This window comes from Methylobacterium sp. Leaf469, from assembly GCF_001424745.1.
Lineage (GTDB): Bacteria > Pseudomonadota > Alphaproteobacteria > Rhizobiales > Beijerinckiaceae > Methylobacterium.
Genome location: NZ_LMRE01000023.1, coordinates 249,562 through 272,408, shown reverse-complemented (window position 1 = coordinate 272,408; position 22,847 = coordinate 249,562). Strand labels below are relative to the sequence as shown.

Sequence of the window (22,847 nt, the reverse complement as noted above, 5' to 3'; positions counted from 1 at the left end):
GAGTCAGCCTTCGGCGCGTCGCGGCCGAATCATGCCTTCCTGGGCGACGGACGCCACGAGGGTGCCGTCCCGCGAAAAGATCTGCCCCCGGGCGAAGCCGCGCGCTCCCCCGGCACTCGGACTGTCCTGGGCGTAGAGCAGCCACTCGTCGGCGCGGAACGGGCGATGCAGCCACAGGGCATGGTCGAGGCTCGCCGACTGGATCTCTCCGTCGAACACCGTCTGCCCGTGCGGGATCAGGGTGGCATCGAGCAGAGTCATGTCGGAGGCGTAGGCCAGCACCGCCCGGTGGATGGCGGGATCGTCGGGGAGCCGGTCGACGGCGCGCATCCAGACGTGGAAGCGCGGGTCGCGCGGCGCGCGTCTGAGGTAGCGCTCGATCTCTACGGGGCGCAGCTCAATGGGGCGGCGGCGCCCGAAATATGACAGGATCGGCGCCGGAATCGCCGCGCCCTCGCGGGCTGCCTGCGCGGCGGCGGCCGGCGCCTCGGCCACCCCTTCGGGGGGCGGCACGTCGGGCATCGTCGCCTGGTGGACGGCGCCCTCCTCCGCGTCGTGATAGGAGACCGACATGGCGAAGATCGCCCGCTCGTGCTGGCTCGCCACCACCCGGCGGGTCGCGAAGCTGCGCCCGTCGCGGATGCGCTCGACGGCGTAGTCGATGGGCGCCTTCGGATCTCCGCCGAGCAGAAAATACGCGTGCAGGGAATGCGGCGGACGCGTCTCCGGCACCGTGCGCGAGGCCGCCACCAGGGCCTGGGCCACCACCTGCCCGCCGAACACCCGGAACCAGCCGGTCTGCAGACTCTCGCCCCGGAAGCGGTCCTGTCCCAGGGGGGCGAGATCGAGGATGTCGAGGAGTTCGGCGACGATGCCGGCCATGGGGACCCCCGGTGGTGGAACGGACGATGCCGCCGCCATAGCAAGCTTGGGGGGCGCGATCCATGCGGCCGGCGACGATGCCGCTGCCGCGGAGGCGGCCCGCGCGTTGCCCTCGACCCCGGGGAGTGGCACTCCGGGCGGATCGGGACGGGGACGCGAGATGGCGGGATCGGGGCAGCGCAGGGTGGTGGTGGCCGGGGCCGGAATCCCGGGGCTGAGCCTCGCCCTGGCGTTGAAGCGGGCGCACGGCCCGGCGCTCGCCGTCACCGTCTGCGATCCGGCTCTGGCGTCCGGCGCGGCGCGCCACCGCGGCCGGGCCTTCGCCGTGGCGGCGGGGGGGCGAAGGATGTTCGCCCAACTCGGGATCTGGGAGGCCGTGTCCGCGGCGGCCGAGCCGATCCGCGACATGGTGGTGAGCGACAGCCGCCTCACCGACCCGGTGCGACCGGTCTTCCTCACCTTCGCTCAGGAGCCTTCCCCCCAGGATGCGGTGGCGGGCGAGCCCTTCGCCCATATGGTCGAGGCCGAACCCCTGGTCGCCGCGCTGCTGGCGGCCTGCGCTGCGGCGGGGGTGGTCCTCGATCCCGTCGGGATCGCGTCCGCCGATCCGGGGCCCGAGGCCACCGAACTCCATCGCACCGATGGACGAGCCGAGACCGCGAGCCTCCTCGTGGCGGCGGACGGAGCGCGCTCGCGCCTGCGCGAAGGGGCCGGCATCGGCTGGGTCGGCTGGTCCTATCCGCAATCGGGCATCGTCGCGACCATCGGGCATGAGCGTCCCCATGGGGGCCGCGCCTACGAGCATTTCCTGCCGAGCGGCCCGTTCGCGATCCTGCCCCTCGTCGCGGGCGGCGCATTGGGGCACCGCTCGTCCATCGTCTGGACCGAGCGGGCGGCGGACGTGCCGGCTCTTCTCGGTGGCGGACCCGACGAGACTTTGGTGGAGATCGAACGCCGATTCGGCCTCGGCTTCGGCCGGATCGTGCTGGAGGCGGGGCCGAGCGCGCACCCCCTCGCCTTCGGGATCGCCCGCCGGTTCCGGGCCGACAGGATGGCGCTGCTCGGCGACGCGGCCCACGTCATCCACCCCATCGCGGGACAGGGGCTGAACCTCGGGCTCGCGGGCGCGGCCTCCCTGGCGCAGGCCGTCACCGACGCCCTGCGGCTCGGCCTCGATCCCGGCGCCCCCGACGTGCTGCAGACCTACGAGCGCGAACGCCGGTTCGAGACCCTCGCCATGGGGGCGATGACGGACGGGCTCAACCGCCTGTTCTCCACGGACGCCCTGCCGGTGCGCCTGGCGCGCGATCTCGGGCTCGGCCTCGTCGATCGCCTGCCGGGCCTCAAGCGCCTGTTCATTGGGCAAGCCGCCGCGGTACGCGGCACCCTGCCGAGACTTTTGCGCGGGCAGGCGCTCTAGGCCGCCCGCGCAACGGGTCCTACTTGTCCTTGTTGGCCTTCGCGCGCGCGATGCCTTCGTGGATGAGGCGGTGGGCCTCGGCCTTGTCGCCCCAGCGCACGATCTTGACCCACTTGCCGGGCTCCAGATCCTTGTAGTGCTCGAAGAAGTGCTGGATCTGATGGATCGTGATGTCGGGCAAGTCGGTGTAATTTTCCACGCGGTCGTACCGCATGGTGAGGTGACGCGACGGCACGGCGATGATCTTCTCGTCCTCGCCGGCATTGTCCTCCATCACCAGCACGCCGACGGGGCGCACGCTCATGACGGCGCCCGGCGCGATGGCGCGCGTGTTGGCGACGAGCACGTCGCACGGATCGCCATCACCCGAGAGGGTGTGCGGGATGAAGCCGTAATTGCCCGGGTAATGCATCGCCGTGTAGAGGAAACGATCGACCACGAGGGCGCCCGATTCCTTGTCCATCTCGTACTTGATCGGGTCGCCGCCGATGGGAACCTCGATGATGACGTTCACATCATCGGGCGCGTTCTTGCCGATCGAGACATTGTCGATGATCATGGGCTGTTTCTCCCGTGCACTTCGGGCCGCAGAGGCCTCTCCGGGCGTCTCTTAAAGCCGTTGCCGCCTCAAGGAAATCTCCGGCCCGGTCGCCCGGCTACGTTTGGCGGGGATTATCACGTCTCCGCCCGGGCGCGCGGGCTTAGCGCCGGAAGGACGCCCTCACCCGCGCCCACGTCGCCACGATCCAGCGTGCGCTGCGCTCCAGGGGAACCTTGAGTCCGGGAATGTCCTCGCTGAGCAGCGCGAGGCCGACGGGCAGCATCCACAGGCCGAGCACCGGCAGGATCGAGAACACACCGCCGAGGATGAACAGAAGAGCGGCGATGATCCGGACGATGCGCCGCGACGGTTCGCGCAGCCAATCGAGGGCCTCCCCCAGGCGCGTGGGCAGCTTCTCCGTCAGGCGCGCGACCCGGTCGTCCCAGTCCTTCGCGGTGACGGTCTCGTGTCCGCTGGCGGTCATCGACTCTCCCCTCGGCCGGTCGGCTACAGTGATGAGATGGGGAGGCCGTGACGATTCGGCGAGCCGGCCTCAGGCGAAGCGGTAGCCGACCTTGGGCAGCACCGAGCCGGCGATGCTGTCGCTGGCGTGCCCGACGATCGTGGCGCCGAGGCCGAGGTAGAACGCCTCCGCCCGGTCGTTGCCCGCGAGGGCCCAGACCCCGAGGGTGTGGAGGCCGTGATCCATCATGTCGTTGCGCACGGCACGAAACAGCCGCCGGCCGAGGCCGAGCCCCTGATGCTCGGGCAGGATGTAGAGTTCGTCGATCTCGCCCGCGGTGCCGAGACCCCGGCCCCTGGCCTGCCCGTAGACCGCGTAGCCGACCACACCCTCGCGGGTCTCCACCACCACGAGGGGACGCCGGCGCTGGGCCGCGCCGAGCCACCATTGTGCGCTGCGCCGGGCGATCATGCGCTCGAGGGAAACACCCGGGATGATGCCCCGATAGGCCTCGCGCCAGGTTTCGTCGAACACGTCCGACAGACGGTCGGCGTCGGTGGGGCGGGCGCGGCGAATGCTGGTGGTGCTCGTGCTCATGACGGGTCCCCGCGCTCGAAATCGATCGATCAGGCATCGGTATCGGAGATGACGATCCGGGCGAACACAAGGCAAGGGCGATGCCGGGTCGCGCCGACCCCGTTTGTCCCGAGGGGCCTGCCGTTTGCCGGGCCAGGGCGCGCCTGTTAGATGCCGGGGCTCCTCCCCCGTAGAGCCGCGACGTTCCCCGCCCCGTGTTCAAGCGCTTCCTCAAGCCCGAGACCCGCTACGCGCGGCGCATGGCGCGCATCGCCCGGTTCGAGAAGCCCATCGCCGGGCCGGTCTCGCGGGCGAAGGCGTGGGCCAACATGCTCCTCGTCGATCACGGCGTGTTCCGGTTGGCCTACCTCAACCGGCACCGGGTGGGACAGGGCAAGCTTTGGCGCTCGGCCCAGCCGACGCCGCACCAGCTCGCCTGGTTCAAGCGCCAGGGCGTCCGCACGGTGATTTCCCTGCGCGGCGGGCGCGAGCACGGGTCCTGGCCGCTCCAGCGCGAGGCCTGTGCCCGCCAGGGCCTGACCCTCGTGGAGTTCGTCCTGCGCTCGCGCGAGGCGCCGTCCCGCGAGACGATCCTGGCCGCCAAGGATTTCTTCGCCGGCGTCGAATATCCGGCGATGATGCACTGCAAGTCGGGCGCCGACCGGGCCGGCATGGGGGCGGTGCTCTACCTCATCCTGCACGAGGGCCGGCCCGTCGCGGAGGCCATGGGCCAGCTCTCGGCCCGCTACGGCCATTTCCGCTTCGCCAAGACCGGCATCCTCGATGCATTCTTCGACCTCTACCTTCGCGAGGGCGAGGCCCGCGGCCTCGACTTCCTCACGTGGGTCGAGACGGTCTACGACCCGGAGGCCCTGAAGCGTGAGTTTCGGCCGGGGTTCTGGTCGGATCTCGTGGTCGACCGGCTGATCAAGCGGGAATAGCCGCCCGGCCCGGTAACCCCCCGTTAACCAAACCGGGCCGAACTGATGCTTCCGCACAGTGACGAGACCCGCGATGGCAGCCTCTCCCCTCCGGCCGACCACGCCGACCCTGGCGAAGTACCCGATCCCCGTCGAACTCATCACGACCCTGTATCGGGCGCGTGGGGCGGAGCTCGATGCGCTCATCGCCGGCATGCCCGAATATGCCCGCGCCCGGGTGGCGGCCTATTGCGTCGAGCGCGAACGCCTCCTCGACCTCGGTCAGCGCATGGCCGGCACCTGCGGCGAGGCCACCCTGATCAAGGCTGCCGGACCCAAGGCGGGGGCGGCCCTGTTCGCCCAATCGCGCCCGGCGCCCGTGCCTCAGTCCGAAATCGTGGCGGCTGAGACCGAGGCCGGCGAGATCGCGTCGAAGCCCGCGGTTTCGGCGGATGCGACCCCCGCCCCACTCCTGCGCGTCCTCGAATTCCCCGCCGTCCCCGCCCCTATTCTGGTCGCGGGTGAGGCCGATACGGCACAGTCCCCGGCTATGGCTAACGCGGCCCGTCCGAAAGCCGCCTGAGCCCGGGTCCTGCCCGAAAAAGACCCGAATGGCGGCCAAGCCTGGCCGTCGCGGATCGTCAGGGGCCTGCGCCCCGGCGACGGAAATCACGATGGAGCGAGACGGCATGCAGGGTTCGTGGGCGACGAAAACGGGTTCTCTCCTCGGCTTGATCCTGGTGATTCCCGCCCTCGCGGCCTGCAATTCCACCCTGATCCCGGGCCAGAACACGGGCAGCCTCGCCATGGCCCAGCCCGTCGCCGCCACGGACGAGGAGCGCGACTGCCTCGGGCGCGCCATGTACTTCGAATCGAACCGCAGCGACCGCGACGGCCTCCTGGCCGTCGGCACCGTGGTGATGAACCGGGTGCAGTCGGCGCCTCAGGGCAGCGGCATCTGCTCGGTGGTCGGTCAGCCCCGGCAATTCGCCCCGGGCGTGCTCACCAAGTCGATGGAGGCCAAGGATCTCCAGCGCGTCGCCGACGTGACCGACGCGGTGCTGGCCGGGCAGCGCCACCCCAAGGTCGGCCGGGCCATGCATTTCCACACGGCTGGCCTGCGCTTCCCCTACAACAACATGCATTACGTGGCGGTGGCCGGCGGCAACGCGTTCTACGAGAAGCGCAAGCCGGGCGCTCCGGCACCCACGGGCCCGAGCATGCCCACCACCGCCATGGCGTACGCCGCTGCGGCCCCCGCGGCCCCCGCGGCTTCGCCGATCCAGGCGCGCATGGCCGATGCCGAGCGCGATGTGCCGGCGGCTCAGACCATCCTCAACGAACCCGCCAAGGACATCTGTCGGACCGCGGGGCTGAGCAGCGCGAGCCGGGGCGGCTAGGGCCTGACCCGACCCTGTCGGGTCGGATCAGTCGTTCGGTTCCCTTGTCTGCAGCACATCCATCCGACCCTGCTCCCGCGCCGCATGCACCAGGGCGACGATCTGCTGCCCGCTCGCGCGATAATCCGCGGTGCCGTCGATCGGCCGGAAGCCGTGGAACAGGGCGGCCTCGACCGTAAGGTTCTCGGCCTCGCTGCCGGGCGTCGGTGCCGTCGGGACCGTATGCCCGACGTCGCGGGATCGCCGCGCTTCGCGCAGGCCGTTGTAGATCCGCTCGATCAGAACGTGCCCGCTCCAATCGTCGGCGACCCGAAGCACGGTCGATCCATGATGGATTTCGAACAGGCAGGGGGTCGTGTCGTCAGTCTCGGGCATCCCGCTCACGATCCGGCTCGCTGCGTCGCGTTCGCTCAAGGCCCTATTCCGCCGCCAGGCGGCTGACCTCGCGATAGGGATCGGCCGGATAGGTGCCGATGATCCGCACTTCTCGCGAGAAGTAGGCAAGTTCTTCAAGGGCCCGGGCGAGGCCGGGCTCGTCGGGGTGGCCGTCGACCTCGGCGTAGAACTGGGTCGCCGAGAACTGGCCCTCGACCATGTAGCTCTCGAGCTTCGACATGTTGACGCCGTTGGTGGCGAAGCCCCCGAGTGCCTTGTAGAGGGCGGCCGGGATGTTGCGCACCCGGAAGATGAAGCTCGTCACAGCCGGACCGGCCTCCGCCGCGAGGGGCTCGGCCTCGGGGGCGAACACCACGAAGCGGGTGGTGTTGTGGCTCTCGTCCTCGACATCGCGGGCGACGATCTCGAGGCCGTAGACTTCGGCCGCCAGCGCCGGCGCCAGGGCCCCCCGGCTCGGGTCGTTCGCCTCCGCCACCTCACGGGCGGCGCCCGCCGTGTCGCCCGCCACCACGGCGCGGAGCCCGAGGCGCCGGATGATCTTGCGGCACTGGCCGAGCGCATGGACGTGGCTGTGGACGGACTTGAGCGTCCCCACCTCGGTCCCCGGCAGCACCATCAGTTGGAAGTGGATCGGCAGGAAGTGCTCGGCGACGATGTGGAGGCGCGCCGTCGGGATGAGGTGGTGGATGTCGGCGACCCGGCCCGCGATGGAGTTCTCGATGGGGATCATCGCCCGGGCGGCCCGGCCCTCGTTCACCGCCGCGAAGGCGTCCTCGAAGGTCGGGCACGGCAGCGGCGTCCAGTTCGGGTAGGCCTGGGCGCAGAGGATGTGCGAGTTGGCGCCGGGCTCGCCCTGGTATGAGATGGTGCGGTGGGGCATCGGAATCTTTTCGCGTCCAACGGTTCAGTTCAGGCGCCGGGCCGAGAGGACGGCGCGCGCCCGCTCCAGGTCGGCGGGGGTATCGACGCCGAGAGGCAGGTCGTCGACGATCATGGCGTCGATGCGCAGGCCGGCTTCCAGGGCGCGCAGCTGCTCCAGCTTCTCGCGGGTTTCGAGGGTGCCGGGCGGCAGAGCCATGAACCGCGCCAGCGCCCGGCGGCGATACGCGTAGAGGCCGATGTGGTGGTAATGCGGCCCCTCCCCCCACGGCGCCCGCGCCCGGGTGAAATAGAGCGCGCGCAGGCGGTTCTCGCCGACGGGATGGCCGACGAGCTTGACCACGTTGGGATCGTCGCGCTCCGCCGCGTCGGTGATCACGGCGCACAGGGTGGCGATGTCGACGGCCTTGTCGGCGAGCGGCAGGATCGCGGCCCCGATGATGGCGGGATCGATGGTCGGCAGGTCGCCCTGGACGTTGACGACGATGGTGTGGTTGCCCTGCGGATCGATGATCTCCAGGGCCTCGGCGAGGCGGTCCGAGCCCGTGGGGTGGTCGGCTCGGGTCATCACCGCGATGCCCCCCTCCGCCTCGATCACGTCGCGGATGGCCGTGGTATCGGTCGCCACCACCACGGGGCCGATTCCGGCCTCGACGGCCCGGCGCCAGACGTGGACGATCATCGGTGCGCCGCAGAGATCCAGGAGCGGTTTGTCCGGAAGGCGGGTCGCGGCGAGGCGGGCGGGGATGAGCACGAGGGGATCGGACATTCTTTTCGCCCATCGCTTCGGCTGGCTGCCGAGGATCTCTGACTTCGAAAACGTCCGTTCCCGGCGCGTTCGAAGCCCGTCGCTTACCAGCGGGGTGGGGTGTTGTCATGCACCGGGGGCGATCCCCGGGGGCCACACCGGTGACGGATCGGCCTCTGCGACTACGCGGCGTCGCCGCGCGCCATTGTCAAGATCGGGCTCCAGCGGCTAAGCACCCTCGACTGTTTCCAAAGTCCGACACATCCCCGTGTCCGGACCCGCCCGCAAGCGCGCCCAGCCGGACGCATCGGAGTTGTCGAGAATGGACTCTTTCGAGCTGAACAAGGTCGCGGGTGCTGCGCTCGGCGCACTCCTGTTCGCCGTAGGGTCCGGGTTCGTCGCCGAGCTGATCTATCACCCCAAGCCCGCCGGGGCCGCGGGTTACGCCCTGCCGGAGCCCCAGGCGAAGGCCGCCGGTGGTGCCCCCGAGGCGAAGGCCGAGCCCCTGCCGATCCGGCTCGCCAGCGCCAGCCCCGACAAGGGCCAGTCGGCGGCCAAGAAGTGCGCCTCGTGCCACAGCTTCGATAAGGGCGGCCCCAACAAGGTCGGCCCGCACCTCTGGGGCGTCGTCGAGCGCCAGAAGGCCCATGAGAGCGGGTTCGAGTATTCGGCCGCCCTCAAGGAGAAGGGCGGCACCTGGACCTACGACGACCTCGACCACTTCCTGACGAGCCCGAAGGGCTACGCCGCCGGCACCAAGATGGCGTTCGCCGGCATCACCTCGCCCGCCGAGCGCGCCGACGTCATCGCGTATCTGCGTACCCTCGCCGATACCCCGGCGCCCCTGCCGGCGGCGGAGAAGAAGGCCGAGGCCAAGCCGGCGGAAGCCAAGCCCGATGCGGCGAAGCCCGCCGAAGCCAAGCCTGACGCTGTCAAGCCTGACGCTGCCAAGCCGGCAGATAAGCCGGCGGAGGCCAAGCCGGCCCCGGCCGCCGCTCCGGCAGAGAAGCCGCCCGCCCCTCCTGCTCCCCCGGCCGAAGCGCCGCCTGCCTCCCCGGCGGCGCCCGAGAAGCCGCCCACTCCGCCCGCGCCTCCGGCTCCCGCCGAGAAGCCGGCCGAGTAGGTCGCGCCAGCATCGTCACGATCGTGAAGGCCGGGCTCAGTCCCGGCCTTTTTTCGTTTGAAGGCCCTCGACGACGCCCGCGCCAGGACGCGTCGGGCGTCCCGCGCGCATGCGGACCCTTCGTCCTGCGCGAATGGGGCCGCTTGGCGTGTCCCCTCCGTCCGTCCTAGAACGGCCCTTGCGGTCGTCGTGCGGACGGCCCGCGAGGATGCCGTCGAAATCGGAAAGAGCGCCCCATCGTGATGCGACAAGCCCTGATCGGACGTTGTTTCGCCGCCGCCGTGTCGGTCTGCGCCATGACCCTCTGCGCCATCACTTCGGCCTCTGCCGCACCCGATCCCGTCGCCGGCATGCCGGTCGCCAATGCGCCGTCGGGCGACTGGCGCCACGCCGTCACCCTCATGGGCGAGCCGAAGTACCCGGCCGACTTCAAGCATTTCGACTACGCCGACCCGGCCGCGCCCAAGGGCGGCCTCGTGCGCCTTGGTGCGCAGGGCGGCTTCGACAACTTCAACATCGTCGTGGCGGGCCGCAAGGGCGACCTCGAGAACGGCATCGCCCAGCTCTACGATACCCTGACGACGGAATCGGCCGACGAGCCGTTCTCGTCCTACGGACTCCTCGCCGAGGGGCTCAGGCTGGCCGACGACCTCTCCGCCGTGACCTATCGCCTGCGCGAGGGCGCGCGCTGGCACGACGGCCGGCCGATCACCCCCGAGGACGTGGTGTGGTCCTTCACCGTGCAGAAGGAGAACAGCCCCTCGCTCGCGGCCTACTACCACAACGTCACCAAGGCCGAGATCACGGGACCGCGCGAGGTGACGTTCAGCTTCGCCGAGGCCGGCAACCGCGAACTGCCCCAGGTGATCGGGCAGCTGCGCGTCCTGCCGAAGCACTGGTGGACGGGAACGGACACGCAGGGCAGAGCCCGCGACGTGACGCAGACGACCCTGGAGATACCGCTGGGGTCCGGCCCTTATCGGCTCGCGAAGTTCGAGCCGGGCCGCAGCGCCACCTACGAGCGCGTGGCCGATTACTGGGGCAAGGATCTGCCCGTGAACGCCGGGCGCAACAATTTCGGCACCATGCGGTTCGAGTACTTTCGCGATGCCACCGTGCAGATCGAAGCCCTGAAGGGCGACCTCTACGACTTCCGCGCCGAGAACATCGCCCGCAACTGGGCCACCGCCTACGACGATTTCCCGGCCGTGAAGGACGGCCGCCTCGTCAAGGAGGAGTTCCCGGATCGCGGCAACGGCAACATGCAGGCTTTCGCCTTCAACACGCGGCGCGCCAAGTTCGCCGATCCGCGGGTGCGCCGGGCCTTCAACCTCGCCATGAACTTCGAGGAGATGAACCGGTCGCTGTTCTTCGGCCTCTACAAGCGCATCGACTCGTATTTCTACGGCTCGGAACTGGCGTCCTCCGGCCTGCCGCAGGGCGAGGAACTGGCGATCCTGGAGAGCGTGCGCGACAAGGTCCCGGCCTCCGTCTTCACCACCCCCTACACCAACCCCGTGGCCGGCACGCCGGATTCCGTGCGCGCCAACCTTCGCGAGGCCGTGCGCCTCCTCAAGGAGGCCGGCTACGAACTGCGCGGCGGCCAGATGGTCGACGCCAAGACGGGCGAGCCGCTGACCGTCGAGTTCCTCGAGTTCCAGAGCGTGTTCGAGCGCGTGGTGCTGCCCTTTGCGGCCCAGCTCAAGCTCATCGGGATCCAGAGCAACCTGCGGGTCATCGACCAGGCGCAGTACCAGAACCGACTGCGCGCCTTCGACTTCGACATCACCACGTCGTCGTGGCCGGAATCCCTTTCGCCCGGCAACGAGCAACGCGAGTACTGGGGTTCGGCCGCCGCCGGCAAGGAAGGCTCGCGCAACCTCATCGGCATCAAGGATGCGGGCATCGACGCCCTCATCGACCGGGTGATCTACGCAAAGGACCGGCCGGGCGTGCTGGCCGCCACCCACGCCCTCGACCGGGTGCTGCTCGCCCACGATTACGTGGTGCCGCAATGGGCCTCCAACGTCTCACGGACGATCCGCTGGAACCGCTTCGCCCGGCCCAAGGTCCTGCCGGCCTACGGCAGCTCGGGTTTTCCGACCACTTGGTGGTACGACGAGGCCCTGGCCGCCAAGACCGGGGGGCCGCGTTGAGGGGCCCGAGCCGGCGCACCCTCGTCCTTGGTGCCGGGGCGGTCGCGGGTGCTTGCGTCCTGCCCGGATTCGGCCGGGCGCAAGGGGCGGCGCGCCACGGTCTGTCGAGCTTCGGCGAACTGAAATACCCGGCCGCGTTCAAGAATTTCGATTACGTGAACCCGGAGGCGCCGCGCGGCGGCCGCTTCTCGGCCCAGCTCGCCTCGACCCTGGGCAACCAAGCGAGCGACACCTTCAACACCCTCAACATCTACGTCCTGCGCGGCGATGGCGCCGCCGGCATGAATCTCACTTTCGATTCCCTCATGGTGCGGGCGCTCGACGAGCCCGACGCCCTCTATGGATTGCTGGCCCGGTCCGTCGAGGTCTCCGAGGACGGGCTGACCTACCGTTTCGCCCTGCGGCCCCAGGCGCGGTTCCACGACGGCACCCGGCTCACAGCCCGCGACGTCGCCTTCTCCCTGATGATCCTCAAGGCCAAGGGTCATCCCGGTATCGCCCAGATGCTCCGGGACATGAGCGAGGCGACGGCCGACGGCGACGATACCGTGGTGGTGCGCTTCGTGCCCGGCCGCAGCCGCGACCTGCCCCTGTTCGTGGCGGGCCTGCCGGTGTTCTCGGCGGCGTATTACCAGCACCGCGACTTCGAGGCCTCGACCCTGGAGACGCCGCTGGGCTCCGGTCCGTATCAGGTCGGGCGCCTGGAGCCGGGCCGATTCATCGAGTTGCAGCGCGTGGCCGATTACTGGGCCGTCGATCTGCCGGTGAATGTCGGCCAGAACAATTTCGACGCCATCCGGTACGAGTATTTCCGCGATCGGCAGGTGGCGTTCGAGGCATTCAAGAGCGGCGCTTTCACCTTCCGTGAGGAGTTCACGTCCCGGGTCTGGGCGACGCTCTACGACTTCCCCGCCGTGACGGAGGGCCGGGTGCGCAAGGAGATCGTGCCCGATGCGCGTCCCTCCGGGACGCAGGGCTGGTTCCTCAACACCCGCCGGGAGGCGTTTCGCGACCCCCGCGTGCGGGAGGCCGTCGGCCTGTGCTTCGACTTCGCCTGGTCGAACAAGAACCTGTTCTATGGGGCCTACATCCGCACGGCCTCGTTCTTCGAGAATTCCGACCTGAAGGCCACCGGCACCCCCGATGCGGCCGAACTCGCCCTGCTCGATCCCCTGCGCGCCGATCTTCCGGCGGAGGTGTTCGGCGAAGCCTGGAGCCCACCAGAATCCGACGGATCGGGCCAGGACCGGGCCAATCTCAGCCGCGCCGTGGCCCTGCTGCGCGAGGCCGGCTGCACCCGCGACGGCGGTGTCGTGCGCCTGCCCGGCGGCAGGCCCCTGGAACTCGAGTTCCTCGACAGCGATCCGGTGTTCGAGCCGGTGACGCACCCGTTCATCCGCAATCTCGGCCTCATCGGCATCAAGGCGCGCATGCGGGTGGTCGATGCCTCGCAGTACCAGTCCCGTCTCAAGGATTTCGATTTCGACGTGACCTCCCGGCGCTACGCCAGCGGCATGACGCCCGGCGCCGAGCTGCGGGAGGCCTACGGATCGGGGAGTGCGGCCACGCCGGGTTCCAACAACCTCGCGGGGATCGCCAGCCCGGCCGTAGACCGACTCATCGACCGGGTGGCCAATGCGGCAACCCGGGCCGAACTCGTCACCGCCTGCCGCACCCTCGACCGGACCCTGCGCGCCGGACGCTACTGGGTGCCGATGTGGTACAAGGCCGACCACCGCCTCGCCCTGTGGGACGTCTACGGCCGCCCGGCCAAGGGCCCGGCCTACGACCTCGGCGCACCCGCCCTATGGTGGTACGATGCGGCACAAGCCCGGCGCATCGGCCGGAATTGAGGACGCTTCCTTGCTCGGCTACATCCTGCGCCGCCTCGCCCTCATGGTGCCGACCATCCTCGGCATCATGCTCATCACCTTCGTCATCGTGCAGTTCGCCCCCGGTGGACCCGTCGAACGGGTACTGGCCCAGCTCCAGGGCCAGGGCGAGGGCAGCCTGTCGCGGGTCACCGGTGGGGCCGGCGATCTCGGAGGGGCCGCTCGGTCGAGTGGGGGCGGGGGCGAAGCCAACGCCCGCTATCGCGGGGCGCAAGGGCTCGACCCGGCCTTCATCAAGAAGCTCGAACAGCAATTCGGCTTCGACAAGCCGGCACCCGAACGCTTCCTGAAGATGATCTGGGACTACGCCCGGTTCGATTTCGGAAACAGCTATTTTCGCGATGTGTCGGTGCTGCAATTGATCCGCGAGCGGCTGCCGGTGTCGATCTCGCTCGGCCTGTGGATGACGCTGATTTCCTACGCGATCTCGATTCCGTTGGGGATTCGCAAGGCCGTGCGGGACGGCTCGCGCTTCGATCTCTGGACTTCGGGCGTGGTCATCGTCGGCTACGCCATCCCGAGCTTCCTGTTCGGTATCGCCCTCATCATCCTGTTCGCCGGCGGCTCGTTCTTCCAGATCTTCCCCTTGCGGGGCCTCACGAGCGAGAACTTCGACTCGTTGAGCCTGTGGGGCAAGGCGGTGGATTACGCCTGGCACATGGCCCTGCCGCTGGCCGCCCTGGTGCTCGGAGCCTTCGCCACCTCGACCCTGCTGACGAAGAACTCGTTCCTCGACGAGATCCGCAAGCAGTACGTGCTCACGGCGCGGATGAAGGGCCTGTCCGAGCGCCGGGTGCTGTACGGGCACGTGTTTCGCAACGCCATGCTGATCGTCATCGCGGGTTTCCCGGCGGCGTTCATCTCCGCCTTCTTCACCGGCTCGCTTCTCATCGAGACGATCTTTTCCCTCGACGGTCTCGGGCTCCTGTCCTTCACCTCCATCGTCGGGCGCGATTATCCGGTGGTGTTCGCGACCCTGTACATCTTTTCCCTCGTGGGGCTCGCGGTGAACCTCCTGTCGGACCTGATCTACACCTGGATCGACCCACGCATCGACTTCTCGGCCCGGGCGACGTGACCTCCCTGCCCCTGGTCCTGCGGATGGAGCATCCCGGGGACGCCGCGGCCATCGAGCGCCTGCACGCCCGCGCCTTCGGGCCGGGACGCTTCGCCCGCACCGCCTATCGCCTGCGCGAGGGCACCGCGCCGCTGGCCGACCTGTGCTTCACGGCCCTGGTCGGCACGGACCTCGTCGGCTCCGTGCGCCTCGGGCCGGCGGAGGCGCAAGCACCGCTCCTGGTGCTGGGGCCGCTGACCGTCGATCCGAGCTTCGAGGGGCGCGGCATCGGCGGCGCCCTGATGCGGGCGAGCCTGGATGCGGCCCGCGGCGCCGGCCACGGCCTCGTCGTGCTGGTGGGCGACGCCCCCTATTACCGCCGCTTCGGCTTCAGCCCGGTGCCGCCCGGCCGGCTGATTCCGCCCGGCCCCGTCGATCCCACCCGCTTCCTGTGGTGCGAACTCGTGTCCGGTGCCGCCGGGACGGTGTCGGGGAACGTGAGCGCGGTGCGCCGGCGTTGATCCCCCGCGCGGCAACCGCGCGGGAGTGAACGATGACACCCATCCACCACGAGACCGTGCAGGCCAACGGCACCGCTCTCCACGTCGCCCGCGCCGGGCGCGGTAAGCCCCTGGTCCTGCTCCACGGGTGGCCGGAATTCTGGCTGACCTGGGAGCCGGTGATGGCCCGGCTCGCCGACCGCTTCGACCTCATCGTCCCCGACCTGCGCGGCTTCGGCATGAGCGAGAAGCCCGATCCCGGCCCCTCCGACAGGGCCGGGGCCGAGGTCCACGCCGCCGACATTCTGGGGCTCCTCGATACCCTCGGGATCGAACGCGCCGGCGTGGTGGGGCACGATGTCGGCGCCTATGTGGGGCAGGCATTGGGCCGCGCTGCGCCCGACCGCCTCACCGGCCTGTTCTTCTTCGACTGCCCCTATCCGGGCATCGGCCCGCGTCTGGCCGCCCCCGAGATGCTGGCCGAGTTCTGGTACCAGTCGTTTCACGTCAAGCCGTTCGCCGCGGACCTCGTGGGCTCGTCGCGCGAGGCCTGCCGGCTCTACATCGGCCATTTCCTGCGCCACTGGGCCGGTGGCAACCCGGCCGCCTTCGACGCGGTGCTCGACGCCTTCACCGACAACTTCATGGCACCGGGCAACCTGCAGGGCGGCTTCAACTGGTACCTCAGCGCGCAGGCCGGCCGCCTCGCCATGATCGCGGGCACGGCCCCGCCGCAGGATCCCATCGCGGTGCCGACCTGCGTGCGCTGGGGCACCGCCGACCCGCTGTTCCCCTACGCCTGGACCGACCGCCTCGGCGAGACGTTTTCGGACCTGGACCTCGCGCCGTTGGAGGGCGTCGGGCACTTTCCACACCGCGAGGCGCCGGACCGGGCGGCGACGGAGATCGCACGGTTTTTCGAGGGGCGTGGGGCATGAGAACGGCTCACGCCGTCCGGCCGCGCCGCCCTTCCACCAGCCACATGGCCAATACGGCCGCCGCCAGCGCCGCGAGCGCCCACAGGCCGAGTGCCAGGGGATAGACCGCGACGCCGCGGATGTTGGCGCTGTCGCTCGGTCGGAACCCGATCCAGTCGGCCCCGGCCAAGCGCCCGCCGCGCACCGCCTGCAGGCGCGGCACCACGGTGCCGCCGGCTTCGGCGACCCGGCGGATCGAGCCGCCCGTGGCTTCTGCGAGGGCCTTGAGACGCTCGGTGTCGCTGAACACGTCGGCGAGCTCACGCGGGTTCGGCGGGCCGACGCTGACGAAGGCGACCAGGCTCCCCGAGCGCAGGGTATGCAGCCCGAGCTGCTCCGCCTCGAAGGTGGATGAGAACAGGCCGGGCTCGGCCTGCGCCAGGGTCAGGGTGCGCTCGACGCCCGTGGGACCCGTGACGGTCACGGGCTCGACGGTGTCCGCCATGGTCTGGCGCTCGACGCGGACTTCACGTCCGCGCCCCGTGGTCTGGGCGCGCAGGGCTTCTTCCTCGAGGGCGGGTTCCTTCATCAGCCAGTGACCGAGGCGGCGCAGCAGGTCGAGGTAGGGGCCGCCCTCCTGATAGCCACGCGCCCACAGCCAGGCGTGGTCCGAGAGCAGGAGCGCCACGCGACCCTTGTCCTCGCGCGACAGGGCCAGCAGCGGCAGGGCGTTCGGCCCCTGGAGGATCGGCTGGATGCCGGGCTTCACCTGGGCCGAGACGATGCGCAGCCAGTCGCCCCAGGCCGGCGGAGAGGCCTCCGATCCGGGCAGGGCCCGGGTGACGGGATGGCGCGTGCCGATGCCGGTGAGCCCGGCCTTGTAGGGCTGCTCGACCACGCGGCCGTTGGGCTCGCCCGGCAGGATCGCCGAGAGCCGGGTGCGCGACAGGCTCGCCTGGCCGGCGAATTCCGGTCCCGCCGCCACGAGGAGCGCTCCGCCCTCGCGGACGTAGCGGACGATGTTGTCGAAATACGCCGAGGGCAGCACGCTCTGGTTGGCGTAGCGGTCGAAGATGATCAGGTCGAAATCCTTGATCTTCTGGACGAACAGCTCACGCGTCGGGAAGGCGATGAGCGACAGCTCCGAGATCGGCGTGCCGTCCTGCTTCTCCGGCGGCCGCAGGATGGTGAAGTGCACGAGATCGACGTTGGCGTCGGACTTGAGCAGGTTTCGCCACGTGCGCTCGCCCTGGTGCGGCTCGCCCGAGACCAGCAGCACCCGGAGCTTTTCGCGGATGCCCTCGATGGGGAGCACCGCGCGGTTGTTCACGACGGTGAGCTCGCCCGGCAGCGGCTCGACCTCGATCTCGACCACGTTGGGGCCGCCGTGCTCGATCCGCATGGTGAGGGAGAAGGGCCGTCCCGTTGGGAAGGCACGCCGGCCCACCTCCTCGCCGTCCCGCCGCACGGTGACGACGGCGTTGCCGGTGCCGCCGCGTTCCATCACCTCGGCGCGGATCGTGAGGTCCCGCCCGACGATGCCGAAACGCGGCGCTTCGATGAGCTTGATCTGCCGGTCGCGCTCGTCCGGATGCCCCGTGACGAGGACGTGCAGCGGCCCCTTGATGCCGAGCGCCGACGCCGAGGCCGGGATGTCGTGCACCACGCCGTCGGTGAGCATCACGACGCCGGCCAGCCGCTCGGGCGGCACATCGGCCAAAGCCTGAGACAGCGCGGTGAACAGCTTCGTGCCGTCGTCGCTCTCCTTGGCGTCGGGCACGTCGACGAAGCGCGGCTCGATCCCCGTCAGGGCCCCGAAGCGGCGCTGCAGTTCGGCCCGCGCGGCGTCGGTCATGGCCGGACGGTCGCCGAGACCCTGGGACCCCGATCGGTCCACCACCACGGCGACGATATCCTTGACGGGCTCCCGGTCCTCCCGGACCAGGGCGGGGTTGGCGAGGGCGAGCAGCACCAGGGCGAGGGCCACGGCGCGCAGGATGGCCGTGCCGCCGCGCGCCAGGATCGCCAGCACGGCGAACAGCGCGACCAGGATCCCGAAACCGGCCAGCACCGGCCATGGGACGAGGGGGGTGAAGCTGAGGCTCAGCATCGGCGCATGGCCTCCCGCATTCCGGATCCGGCTCCGCTCACTGGCCCAACCGTTCGAGCAGGGCGGGCACGTGGACCTGATCCGCCTTGTAGTTGCCGGTCAGGGTGTAGATCACGAAGTTCACCCCGCCACGGAATGCCATTTCGCGCTGGCGCTCCTCACCGCCGACCACGGGGTAGAGCGGCTCGCCGCGCTTGCCCACGGCCCAGGCGGCGGCCAGATCGTTGCCCGTGATGACGATGGGCGACACCCCGTCCCCGGCCCGCGCCGGGCGGCGCTCGGTGCCGTCCGCCGCCGGCGGCAGGGCTTCGACCCAGGTCTGGCCCGTGGCGTACCGGCCGGGGAACGTGTCGACGAGGTAGAACGCCTTGGTCAGCACGTGGTCGGCTGGGATCGGTTCGAGTTCGGGGACTTCGAGAGTGGACAGCATGGTGCGCAGGTAGAGGGCTTCCGGCGTCGGCGGTCCACCCGGGCGGGCCGTCAGCGCATCGCGGGTGTCGAACAGGACGGTGCCGCCGTTGCGCATGAACGCGTCGATGCGCCGGATCGCGACGGCGCTCGGCTGGGGTCGGCCGGCGACGATGGGCCAGTAGATTAGGGGATAGAACGCGAGTTCGTCCTTTGCCGGATCGATGCCGATGGGATCGCCGGGCTCAAGGGCGGTGCGGTTGGACAGTACCTGCGTCAGGCCGGCAAGGCCCGCGCGGCTCGCCGTATCGGCCGCTTCGTCGCCGGTGACGACGAAGGCGAGACGGGTCGCGAGCGCCGAGTCGATGCCGTTCGGCCGACCGGTCGCTTGGGCCTGGGCCCAAGCCGGCGCCGGGGCGAAGTCGGGGGTCGCGAGGCAGAGGAGCACGAACGCGGCCGCTGCGGCCCGTCCGCCCGTCCGGCGAAGGAAGCCACCGAGCCAGAGCCCCGCAAGGGTGTCGAGGAGGAGGAGCATGAGGGCCAGGGTGAAGAGCGTGGCGCGCAGATCGAGGGTCTCGGCACCGGCGAGCGATCCCGTGCGGGCGCTGGCGAGGGGCGCGAAGTCGATGGGCTTGAGACGGTCGGCCACCGTCAGCGCATTGACGGCGACGCCGCCATCGGCGGGACCGTAGAAGCCGGGCGGATGCTCGAACGAGCCGCGCTCGGCGTAATCCGCCGGCACGGCGGTGGCGCCGGCCGGCGGCGCGCCGAGGGCCCCGAACCCATCGAGGGTCAGGCGTGGGGCGAGCACCGCCGCCGGGGGACGTGCGACGTCGCCGGCAGGCGCCGCTCCGGTGCCGGCCAGGGCCACAACCCGGCGCAGCATGTCGATGAACAAGCCCGACAGGGGCAGGTTCGACCATGTGGTGTCGGCGGTGACGTGGAAGAGCACCACCAGCCCTTGGCCCCGCTTCTGCGCAGTCACGATGGGGGTGCCGTCCTGGAGCGACGCCCAGGTCCGTCCCGGGAGCTCGCCGTCGGGCTCGGCGAGGATCTGCCGGCGCACGCCGATATCCGCCGGTGGAACGAGTCCGGCGAACGGGCTCTCCGGCGCGAAGGTCGCGAAGGTCTTCGGGCTGTCCCACGATAGCGTCCCGCCGAGGGTCCGACCGCCCCGGCGCAGGCGCACGGGCACGAGGGGGTCGTTGCCCGCCGCCAGGCGCGGCCCGGCGAAGCGCAGGAGTAGGCCGCCGGCATCGACGAAGGCTTCGACCCGCTCCAGGGTGGCGGCGTCGAGGGCACCGACATCGGCCAGCACGAGCACAGAAACCTGCGCATCGAGCATCTGCGCAACGGATTCGGCGACGCCCTTGGCGCCGCGCGGCTCCTGCACGTCGGCGAAAGGCACCAGGGCGCGGGAAAGGTAGTGAGTCGGGGCCAACAGCGGCTGGGCTTGATCGCTGGTTCCGCCGAAGACGAGCCCGACGCGGCGGCGTTTGCCGCGCTCGTCCACCAGGGTCACGGCGCCGGCCGAGCGTTCGCCAAGGATCTCGAGGCGGCTGATGCCGTTGCGCAGTTCCACCGGCAGATCGAAGGCGACCGCCGCTTCGGTTGCACCGTCCGGGAAGGTGAAGTCGTGCTCGGCCAGCGGCAGGCCCTTCGCGTCGAGGGCACGCACGATGCCGCCGTCGCGACCGTTGGGCGAGGCGCGCAGGGCACGGGCCGTGAGCCGGCCGCCGGATTCCGCGGCCGAGAGCGCGAGGGCCGGCGGCCGATCGGCGCGCAGGATGGTGAGACCGGTGCCGTGCTTGCCGACGAGGTCTGCGAGGCCCTTGGCGAACGTGTCCTCGCCCGGTCCCGCGACGCCGTCGCTGATCCACAGCGCAGCGGCGCCCGGTGTCCGCTCGAAGAAGGCGGCCAGGACGGACAGATGTGTCGCCCGCTCCGCGAGGTGCGGCCGGGGCGCGATGGCGCGCAGGCGCTCCAGGGCATCGGCGGGCACGCGGGCCTCGATGGGCGCGGCCGGCTCGGCCAACGCCATCAGGGCCACGGGACGCCCGTCGCGGGCGGCGGTCTCCACGGCATCGGTGGCGACCCGCTGGCGCTCGCGCCAATCGTGGGCGGCGGAAAATCCGTTGTCGATCATCACCACGAGGGGCGTGCGTCCCGCCTCCCCGCCGAGGCCCGACGGGTTCCAGACCGGCCCGGACACCGCCAGGATCAGAAAGGCCGCCACGAGCAGGCGCAGGATCAGGAGCCATGGCGGCGTGCGGGCCGGCGTCTCGCGCCTGGGCAGCAGGTCGGCCATGATCCGCAGCGGCGGAAAGTCGATGCGGCGCGGACGCGGCGGCGTCACCCGCAGGAGGAACCACAGGGCCGGCAGCGCAACGAGCGCGGCGAGCGCCAGAGGGGCGGCAAAGATCAGGGGCAATCCGAGCACGGTAACGATCCTCAGCCGGTCCCGCGCGCGGCGGCGACGAGGGTGAGCAGGCGAAGGGCGGCTTCGCTGGCCGGTCGGTCGGTGCGGTGGATGGTCAGGGTCCAGCCCTGAGCGCGGGCGATCTCGGAGAGGCCGGCCCGATGCTCGGCGATGCGGGCACGGTAGGCCTCACCCCAGGCTCCGGCGTCGCCGATGGCCAGAGTCCGGTCCGTTTCCGGATCGTGCAGGACGGCTTGGCCCGAGAACGGGAAAGTCTCTTCGACGGGATCGACGATCATCACGAGGTGGCCGTGGGTGCCGTGCGCCGCGATGGCCTCCACGGCTTGGCGCACCTCGGCGAGCGGCGACAGGAAATCGCTGATCAGGATCGCCTCGTCGAAGCGACCCGGCGAAGCGCGGGGCGGCATGTCGCGTGTGAGACCGGCGTGGTCGCCGACGAGCGCCTGCGCCAGGGTCTCGACGATGCGACGCGAAGTGACGGCGCGGGTCAGTCCCAGAAGTCCCGTACGCTCACCCCCGTCCACCAGGGTGTCGGCCAGCGCGAAGGCCAGGACCAGGGCGCGCTCGACCTTCGGCGCCTGGGCGAGGTGCGAGGCGAAGCCCATGGAGGCCGATCGGTCGATCCAGAACCAGATGTTGTGCGCGGCCTCCCACTCACGCTCGCGGACGTAGAGCCGGTCGTCGCGGGCGGAGCGGCGCCAGTCGATCCGTGCGGCGGCCTCTCCGGCGACGAAGGGCCGGAACTGCCAGAAGCTCTCCCCCGGTCCCGCCCGGCGGCGGCCGTGCAGGCCGTGGGCCAGGGTGGTCGAGACGCGTCGCGCTTCGAGGATCAGGCGCGGCATCCGCTCGGCGAGGCCGAGGGCGCTCTCGGTCTCGCGCCGCCCGGGAATGCGGGCCTCGGCGGGGAGGACCCGCGTGGGGGCCGTCCGCGTGGGGGCTATGGCCATGCGCTAGAGCTTGGCCGCGAGCTGGGCGATGAGACCCGGGACGGTCTCCCCGTCCGCACGCGCGGCGAAGCTCAGGGCCATGCGGTGCTTGAGCACCGGTTCGGCGAGGGCCTTCACGTCGGCGATGGAGGGCGCGACGCGGCCTTCGATGAGGGCACGGGCGCGGACTGCCAGGGTCAGGGCCTGGCTGGCGCGGGGGCCGGGCCCCCACAGGAGCTTGCCCTTGAGGGACGGGTCGCCCCCCTCGGGCCGGGCCGAACGCACGAGGTCGAGGATCGCGTCGACCACGGCATCGCCCACGGGCAGGCGGCGCACCAGGCGCTGGGCCGTGAGGAGCTGCTCGGTGGACATCACCGCCTGAGGCTTGTGGTCGTCGACGCCCGTGGTCTCAATGAGGATGCGGCGCTCGGCGGCCCGATCCGGATAGCCGACGTCGATCTCGAGCAGGAAACGGTCGAGCTGGGCCTCGGGCAACGGGTAGGTGCCCTCCTGCTCGATGGGATTCTGGGTCGCCAGCACGTGGAAGGGCCGCGGCAGATCGTGTCGTTCGCCCGCCACGGAAACGAAATGCTCCTGCATCGCCTGCAGCAGGGCCGACTGGGTGCGCGGGCTGGCGCGGTTGATCTCGTCGGCCATCAGCAACTGGGTGAAGACCGGCCCCTTCACGAACCGGAACGAGCGGTGCCGGTTGGCATCCTCGTCGAGGATTTCCGTGCCGAGGATGTCCGAGGGCATCAGGTCCGGGGTGAACTGGACCCGGCGGCCGTCGAGGCCGAGGACGGTGCCGAGGGTCTCGACCAGCTTGGTCTTGGCGAGGCCGGGAAGACCGACCAACAGCCCATGGCCGCCCGCCAGGATGGTGATGAGCGTGAGATCGACCACCTGCTCCTGGCCGAAAATGACCTTGTGAACCGCTTCACGCGCCGCGCCGACGGCTCCGAGACACGCTTCCGCCGTGGCGACGATGCCGTCGTCGAGGGAGGTGGCCGGCTGGGAGCCTTGCGTCATGCGGTGTCGGTCCTCGCGTTCCGCCTCGACTTCTGGGGGTCGATGGCAGCAGTCAGGGAACGGC

The 22,847-nt window shown here is 70.6% G+C and carries 21 protein-coding genes; 10 read left to right on the top strand and 11 right to left on the bottom strand.

Annotated features, from left to right (window positions below; translation table 11 throughout):
• Positions 1-3 precede the first annotated feature (3 nt).
• Entirely contained in the window at positions 4-882 is an 879-nt protein-coding gene (tesB, locus tag ASG60_RS12490; RefSeq protein WP_056262031.1) for an acyl-CoA thioesterase II, read from the bottom strand.
• Between the two features lie 160 nt (positions 883-1,042).
• On the opposite strand from tesB, the gene ASG60_RS12485 reads away from it, so the two are divergent.
• A complete protein-coding gene (locus tag ASG60_RS12485; protein WP_056385836.1) occupies positions 1,043-2,302 on the top strand; it encodes an FAD-dependent monooxygenase in 1,260 nt (419 codons plus the stop codon).
• Positions 2,303-2,321: 19 nt separating this feature from the next.
• Here ASG60_RS12485 and ppa read toward each other — a convergent pair whose 3' ends face one another.
• The 3 genes from ppa to ASG60_RS12470 form a co-directional block, all read right to left on the bottom strand.
• Positions 2,322-2,861 carry an inorganic diphosphatase gene (gene ppa / locus ASG60_RS12480; protein ID WP_056173721.1) on the bottom strand — a complete coding sequence of 180 codons (540 nt, stop codon included), beginning with the start codon at positions 2,859-2,861 and terminating at the stop codon, positions 2,322-2,324.
• A 142-nt stretch (positions 2,862-3,003) separates the two neighbouring features.
• Positions 3,004-3,327 (bottom strand): DUF2892 domain-containing protein, encoded by a 324-nt coding sequence (locus tag ASG60_RS12475; RefSeq protein WP_056173718.1) that lies wholly within the window; start codon positions 3,325-3,327, stop codon positions 3,004-3,006.
• A gap of 69 nt (positions 3,328-3,396) precedes the next feature.
• The gene (locus ASG60_RS12470) at positions 3,397-3,903 is read right to left on the bottom strand and encodes a GNAT family N-acetyltransferase (RefSeq protein WP_056361967.1); all 507 of its coding nucleotides are present in this window, start codon (positions 3,901-3,903) and stop codon (positions 3,397-3,399) included.
• A gap of 194 nt (positions 3,904-4,097) precedes the next feature.
• Here ASG60_RS12470 and ASG60_RS12465 point away from each other — a divergent pair, with 194 nt between their 5' ends.
• From ASG60_RS12465 to ASG60_RS12455, 3 genes are all read left to right on the top strand, one after another.
• Positions 4,098-4,823 carry a tyrosine-protein phosphatase gene (locus ASG60_RS12465; protein ID WP_056385834.1) on the top strand — a complete coding sequence of 242 codons (726 nt, stop codon included), beginning with the start codon at positions 4,098-4,100 and terminating at the stop codon, positions 4,821-4,823.
• Positions 4,824-4,896: 73 nt separating this feature from the next.
• Positions 4,897-5,385: a hypothetical protein gene (locus ASG60_RS23480; RefSeq protein WP_244476651.1), complete on the top strand. Its 489-nt coding sequence runs from the start codon at positions 4,897-4,899 to the stop codon at positions 5,383-5,385.
• A 106-nt stretch (positions 5,386-5,491) separates the two neighbouring features.
• A complete protein-coding gene (locus ASG60_RS12455; protein WP_056386086.1) occupies positions 5,492-6,202 on the top strand; it encodes a cell wall hydrolase in 711 nt (236 codons plus the stop codon).
• A gap of 27 nt (positions 6,203-6,229) precedes the next feature.
• On the opposite strand, the gene ASG60_RS12450 is transcribed toward ASG60_RS12455, so the two are convergent.
• From ASG60_RS12450 to ASG60_RS12440, 3 genes are read right to left on the bottom strand one after another with little or no spacing between them, the layout of a single operon-like run.
• Complete coding sequence (locus ASG60_RS12450; protein ID WP_156398887.1) at positions 6,230-6,616, bottom strand: hypothetical protein; 387 nt, start codon at positions 6,614-6,616, stop codon at positions 6,230-6,232.
• A gap of 4 nt (positions 6,617-6,620) precedes the next feature.
• Entirely contained in the window at positions 6,621-7,478 is an 858-nt protein-coding gene (locus ASG60_RS12445; RefSeq protein ID WP_056385831.1) for a prephenate dehydratase, read from the bottom strand.
• Between the two features lie 24 nt (positions 7,479-7,502).
• Entirely contained in the window at positions 7,503-8,246 is a 744-nt protein-coding gene (locus ASG60_RS12440) for a 3-deoxy-manno-octulosonate cytidylyltransferase (protein ID WP_056173705.1), read from the bottom strand.
• A 301-nt stretch (positions 8,247-8,547) separates the two neighbouring features.
• On the opposite strand from ASG60_RS12440, the gene ASG60_RS12435 reads away from it, so the two are divergent.
• The 6 genes from ASG60_RS12435 (at position 8,548) to ASG60_RS12410 (ending at position 15,891) form a co-directional block, all read left to right on the top strand.
• Entirely contained in the window at positions 8,548-9,348 is an 801-nt protein-coding gene (locus ASG60_RS12435; protein ID WP_056385829.1) for a cytochrome c family protein, read from the top strand.
• A gap of 242 nt (positions 9,349-9,590) precedes the next feature.
• A complete protein-coding gene (locus tag ASG60_RS12430) occupies positions 9,591-11,504 on the top strand; it encodes an extracellular solute-binding protein (protein WP_056385827.1) in 1,914 nt (637 codons plus the stop codon).
• Positions 11,501-13,357, top strand: coding sequence for an extracellular solute-binding protein (locus ASG60_RS12425; protein ID WP_056385825.1), 1,857 nt, complete (start codon positions 11,501-11,503; stop codon positions 13,355-13,357). The genes ASG60_RS12430 and ASG60_RS12425 overlap by 4 nt, the downstream gene beginning before the upstream one ends.
• A 10-nt stretch (positions 13,358-13,367) precedes the next feature.
• Positions 13,368-14,474 carry a microcin C ABC transporter permease YejB gene (locus ASG60_RS12420; RefSeq protein ID WP_056262237.1) on the top strand — a complete coding sequence of 369 codons (1,107 nt, stop codon included), beginning with the start codon at positions 13,368-13,370 and terminating at the stop codon, positions 14,472-14,474.
• Entirely contained in the window at positions 14,471-14,974 is a 504-nt protein-coding gene (locus tag ASG60_RS12415; protein ID WP_056385822.1) for an N-acetyltransferase, read from the top strand. Before ASG60_RS12420 ends, ASG60_RS12415 begins: the two co-directional genes overlap by 4 nt.
• 32 nt (positions 14,975-15,006) lie before the next feature.
• Positions 15,007-15,891: an alpha/beta hydrolase gene (locus ASG60_RS12410; protein ID WP_056385821.1), complete on the top strand. Its 885-nt coding sequence runs from the start codon at positions 15,007-15,009 to the stop codon at positions 15,889-15,891.
• A 7-nt stretch (positions 15,892-15,898) separates the two neighbouring features.
• Here ASG60_RS12410 and ASG60_RS12405 read toward each other — a convergent pair whose 3' ends face one another.
• The 4 genes from ASG60_RS12405 to ASG60_RS12390 are packed head-to-tail and all read right to left on the bottom strand — an operon-like array spanning position 15,899 to position 22,783.
• Positions 15,899-17,980 (bottom strand): hypothetical protein, encoded by a 2,082-nt coding sequence (locus ASG60_RS12405; protein ID WP_056385819.1) that lies wholly within the window; start codon positions 17,978-17,980, stop codon positions 15,899-15,901.
• Positions 17,981-18,017: 37 nt separating this feature from the next.
• The gene (locus tag ASG60_RS12400; RefSeq protein WP_056385817.1) at positions 18,018-20,828 is read right to left on the bottom strand and encodes a DUF4159 domain-containing protein; all 2,811 of its coding nucleotides are present in this window, start codon (positions 20,826-20,828) and stop codon (positions 18,018-18,020) included.
• A gap of 11 nt (positions 20,829-20,839) precedes the next feature.
• The gene (locus ASG60_RS12395; protein ID WP_056385815.1) at positions 20,840-21,775 is read right to left on the bottom strand and encodes a DUF58 domain-containing protein; all 936 of its coding nucleotides are present in this window, start codon (positions 21,773-21,775) and stop codon (positions 20,840-20,842) included.
• Positions 21,776-21,778: 3 nt separating this feature from the next.
• Positions 21,779-22,783: a MoxR family ATPase gene (locus ASG60_RS12390; protein WP_056385812.1), complete on the bottom strand. Its 1,005-nt coding sequence runs from the start codon at positions 22,781-22,783 to the stop codon at positions 21,779-21,781.
• Between the last annotated feature and the right edge of the window lie 64 nt (positions 22,784-22,847).

What these genes read in the sequence shown, in the direction of transcription:
- tesB (WP_056262031.1), bottom strand. Translation starts at nt 882, where the DNA reads ATGGCCGGCATCGTCGCCGAACTCCTCGACATCCTCGATCTCGCCCCC.
- ASG60_RS12485 (WP_056385836.1), top strand. Translation starts at nt 1,043, where the DNA reads ATGGCGGGATCGGGGCAGCGCAGGGTGGTGGTGGCCGGGGCCGGAATC.
- ppa (WP_056173721.1), bottom strand. Translation starts at nt 2,861, where the DNA reads ATGATCATCGACAATGTCTCGATCGGCAAGAACGCGCCCGATGATGTG.
- ASG60_RS12475 (WP_056173718.1), bottom strand. Translation starts at nt 3,327, where the DNA reads ATGACCGCCAGCGGACACGAGACCGTCACCGCGAAGGACTGGGACGAC.
- ASG60_RS12470 (WP_056361967.1), bottom strand. Translation starts at nt 3,903, where the DNA reads ATGAGCACGAGCACCACCAGCATTCGCCGCGCCCGCCCCACCGACGCC.
- ASG60_RS23480 (WP_244476651.1), top strand. Translation starts at nt 4,897, where the DNA reads ATGGCAGCCTCTCCCCTCCGGCCGACCACGCCGACCCTGGCGAAGTAC.
- ASG60_RS12455 (WP_056386086.1), top strand. Translation starts at nt 5,492, where the DNA reads ATGCAGGGTTCGTGGGCGACGAAAACGGGTTCTCTCCTCGGCTTGATC.
- ASG60_RS12445 (WP_056385831.1), bottom strand. Translation starts at nt 7,478, where the DNA reads ATGCCCCACCGCACCATCTCATACCAGGGCGAGCCCGGCGCCAACTCG.
- ASG60_RS12440 (WP_056173705.1), bottom strand. Translation starts at nt 8,246, where the DNA reads ATGTCCGATCCCCTCGTGCTCATCCCCGCCCGCCTCGCCGCGACCCGC.
- ASG60_RS12435 (WP_056385829.1), top strand. Translation starts at nt 8,548, where the DNA reads ATGGACTCTTTCGAGCTGAACAAGGTCGCGGGTGCTGCGCTCGGCGCA.
- ASG60_RS12430 (WP_056385827.1), top strand. Translation starts at nt 9,591, where the DNA reads ATGCGACAAGCCCTGATCGGACGTTGTTTCGCCGCCGCCGTGTCGGTC.
- ASG60_RS12410 (WP_056385821.1), top strand. Translation starts at nt 15,007, where the DNA reads ATGACACCCATCCACCACGAGACCGTGCAGGCCAACGGCACCGCTCTC.
- ASG60_RS12405 (WP_056385819.1), bottom strand. Translation starts at nt 17,980, where the DNA reads ATGCTGAGCCTCAGCTTCACCCCCCTCGTCCCATGGCCGGTGCTGGCC.
- ASG60_RS12395 (WP_056385815.1), bottom strand. Translation starts at nt 21,775, where the DNA reads ATGGCCATAGCCCCCACGCGGACGGCCCCCACGCGGGTCCTCCCCGCC.
- ASG60_RS12390 (WP_056385812.1), bottom strand. Translation starts at nt 22,783, where the DNA reads ATGACGCAAGGCTCCCAGCCGGCCACCTCCCTCGACGACGGCATCGTC.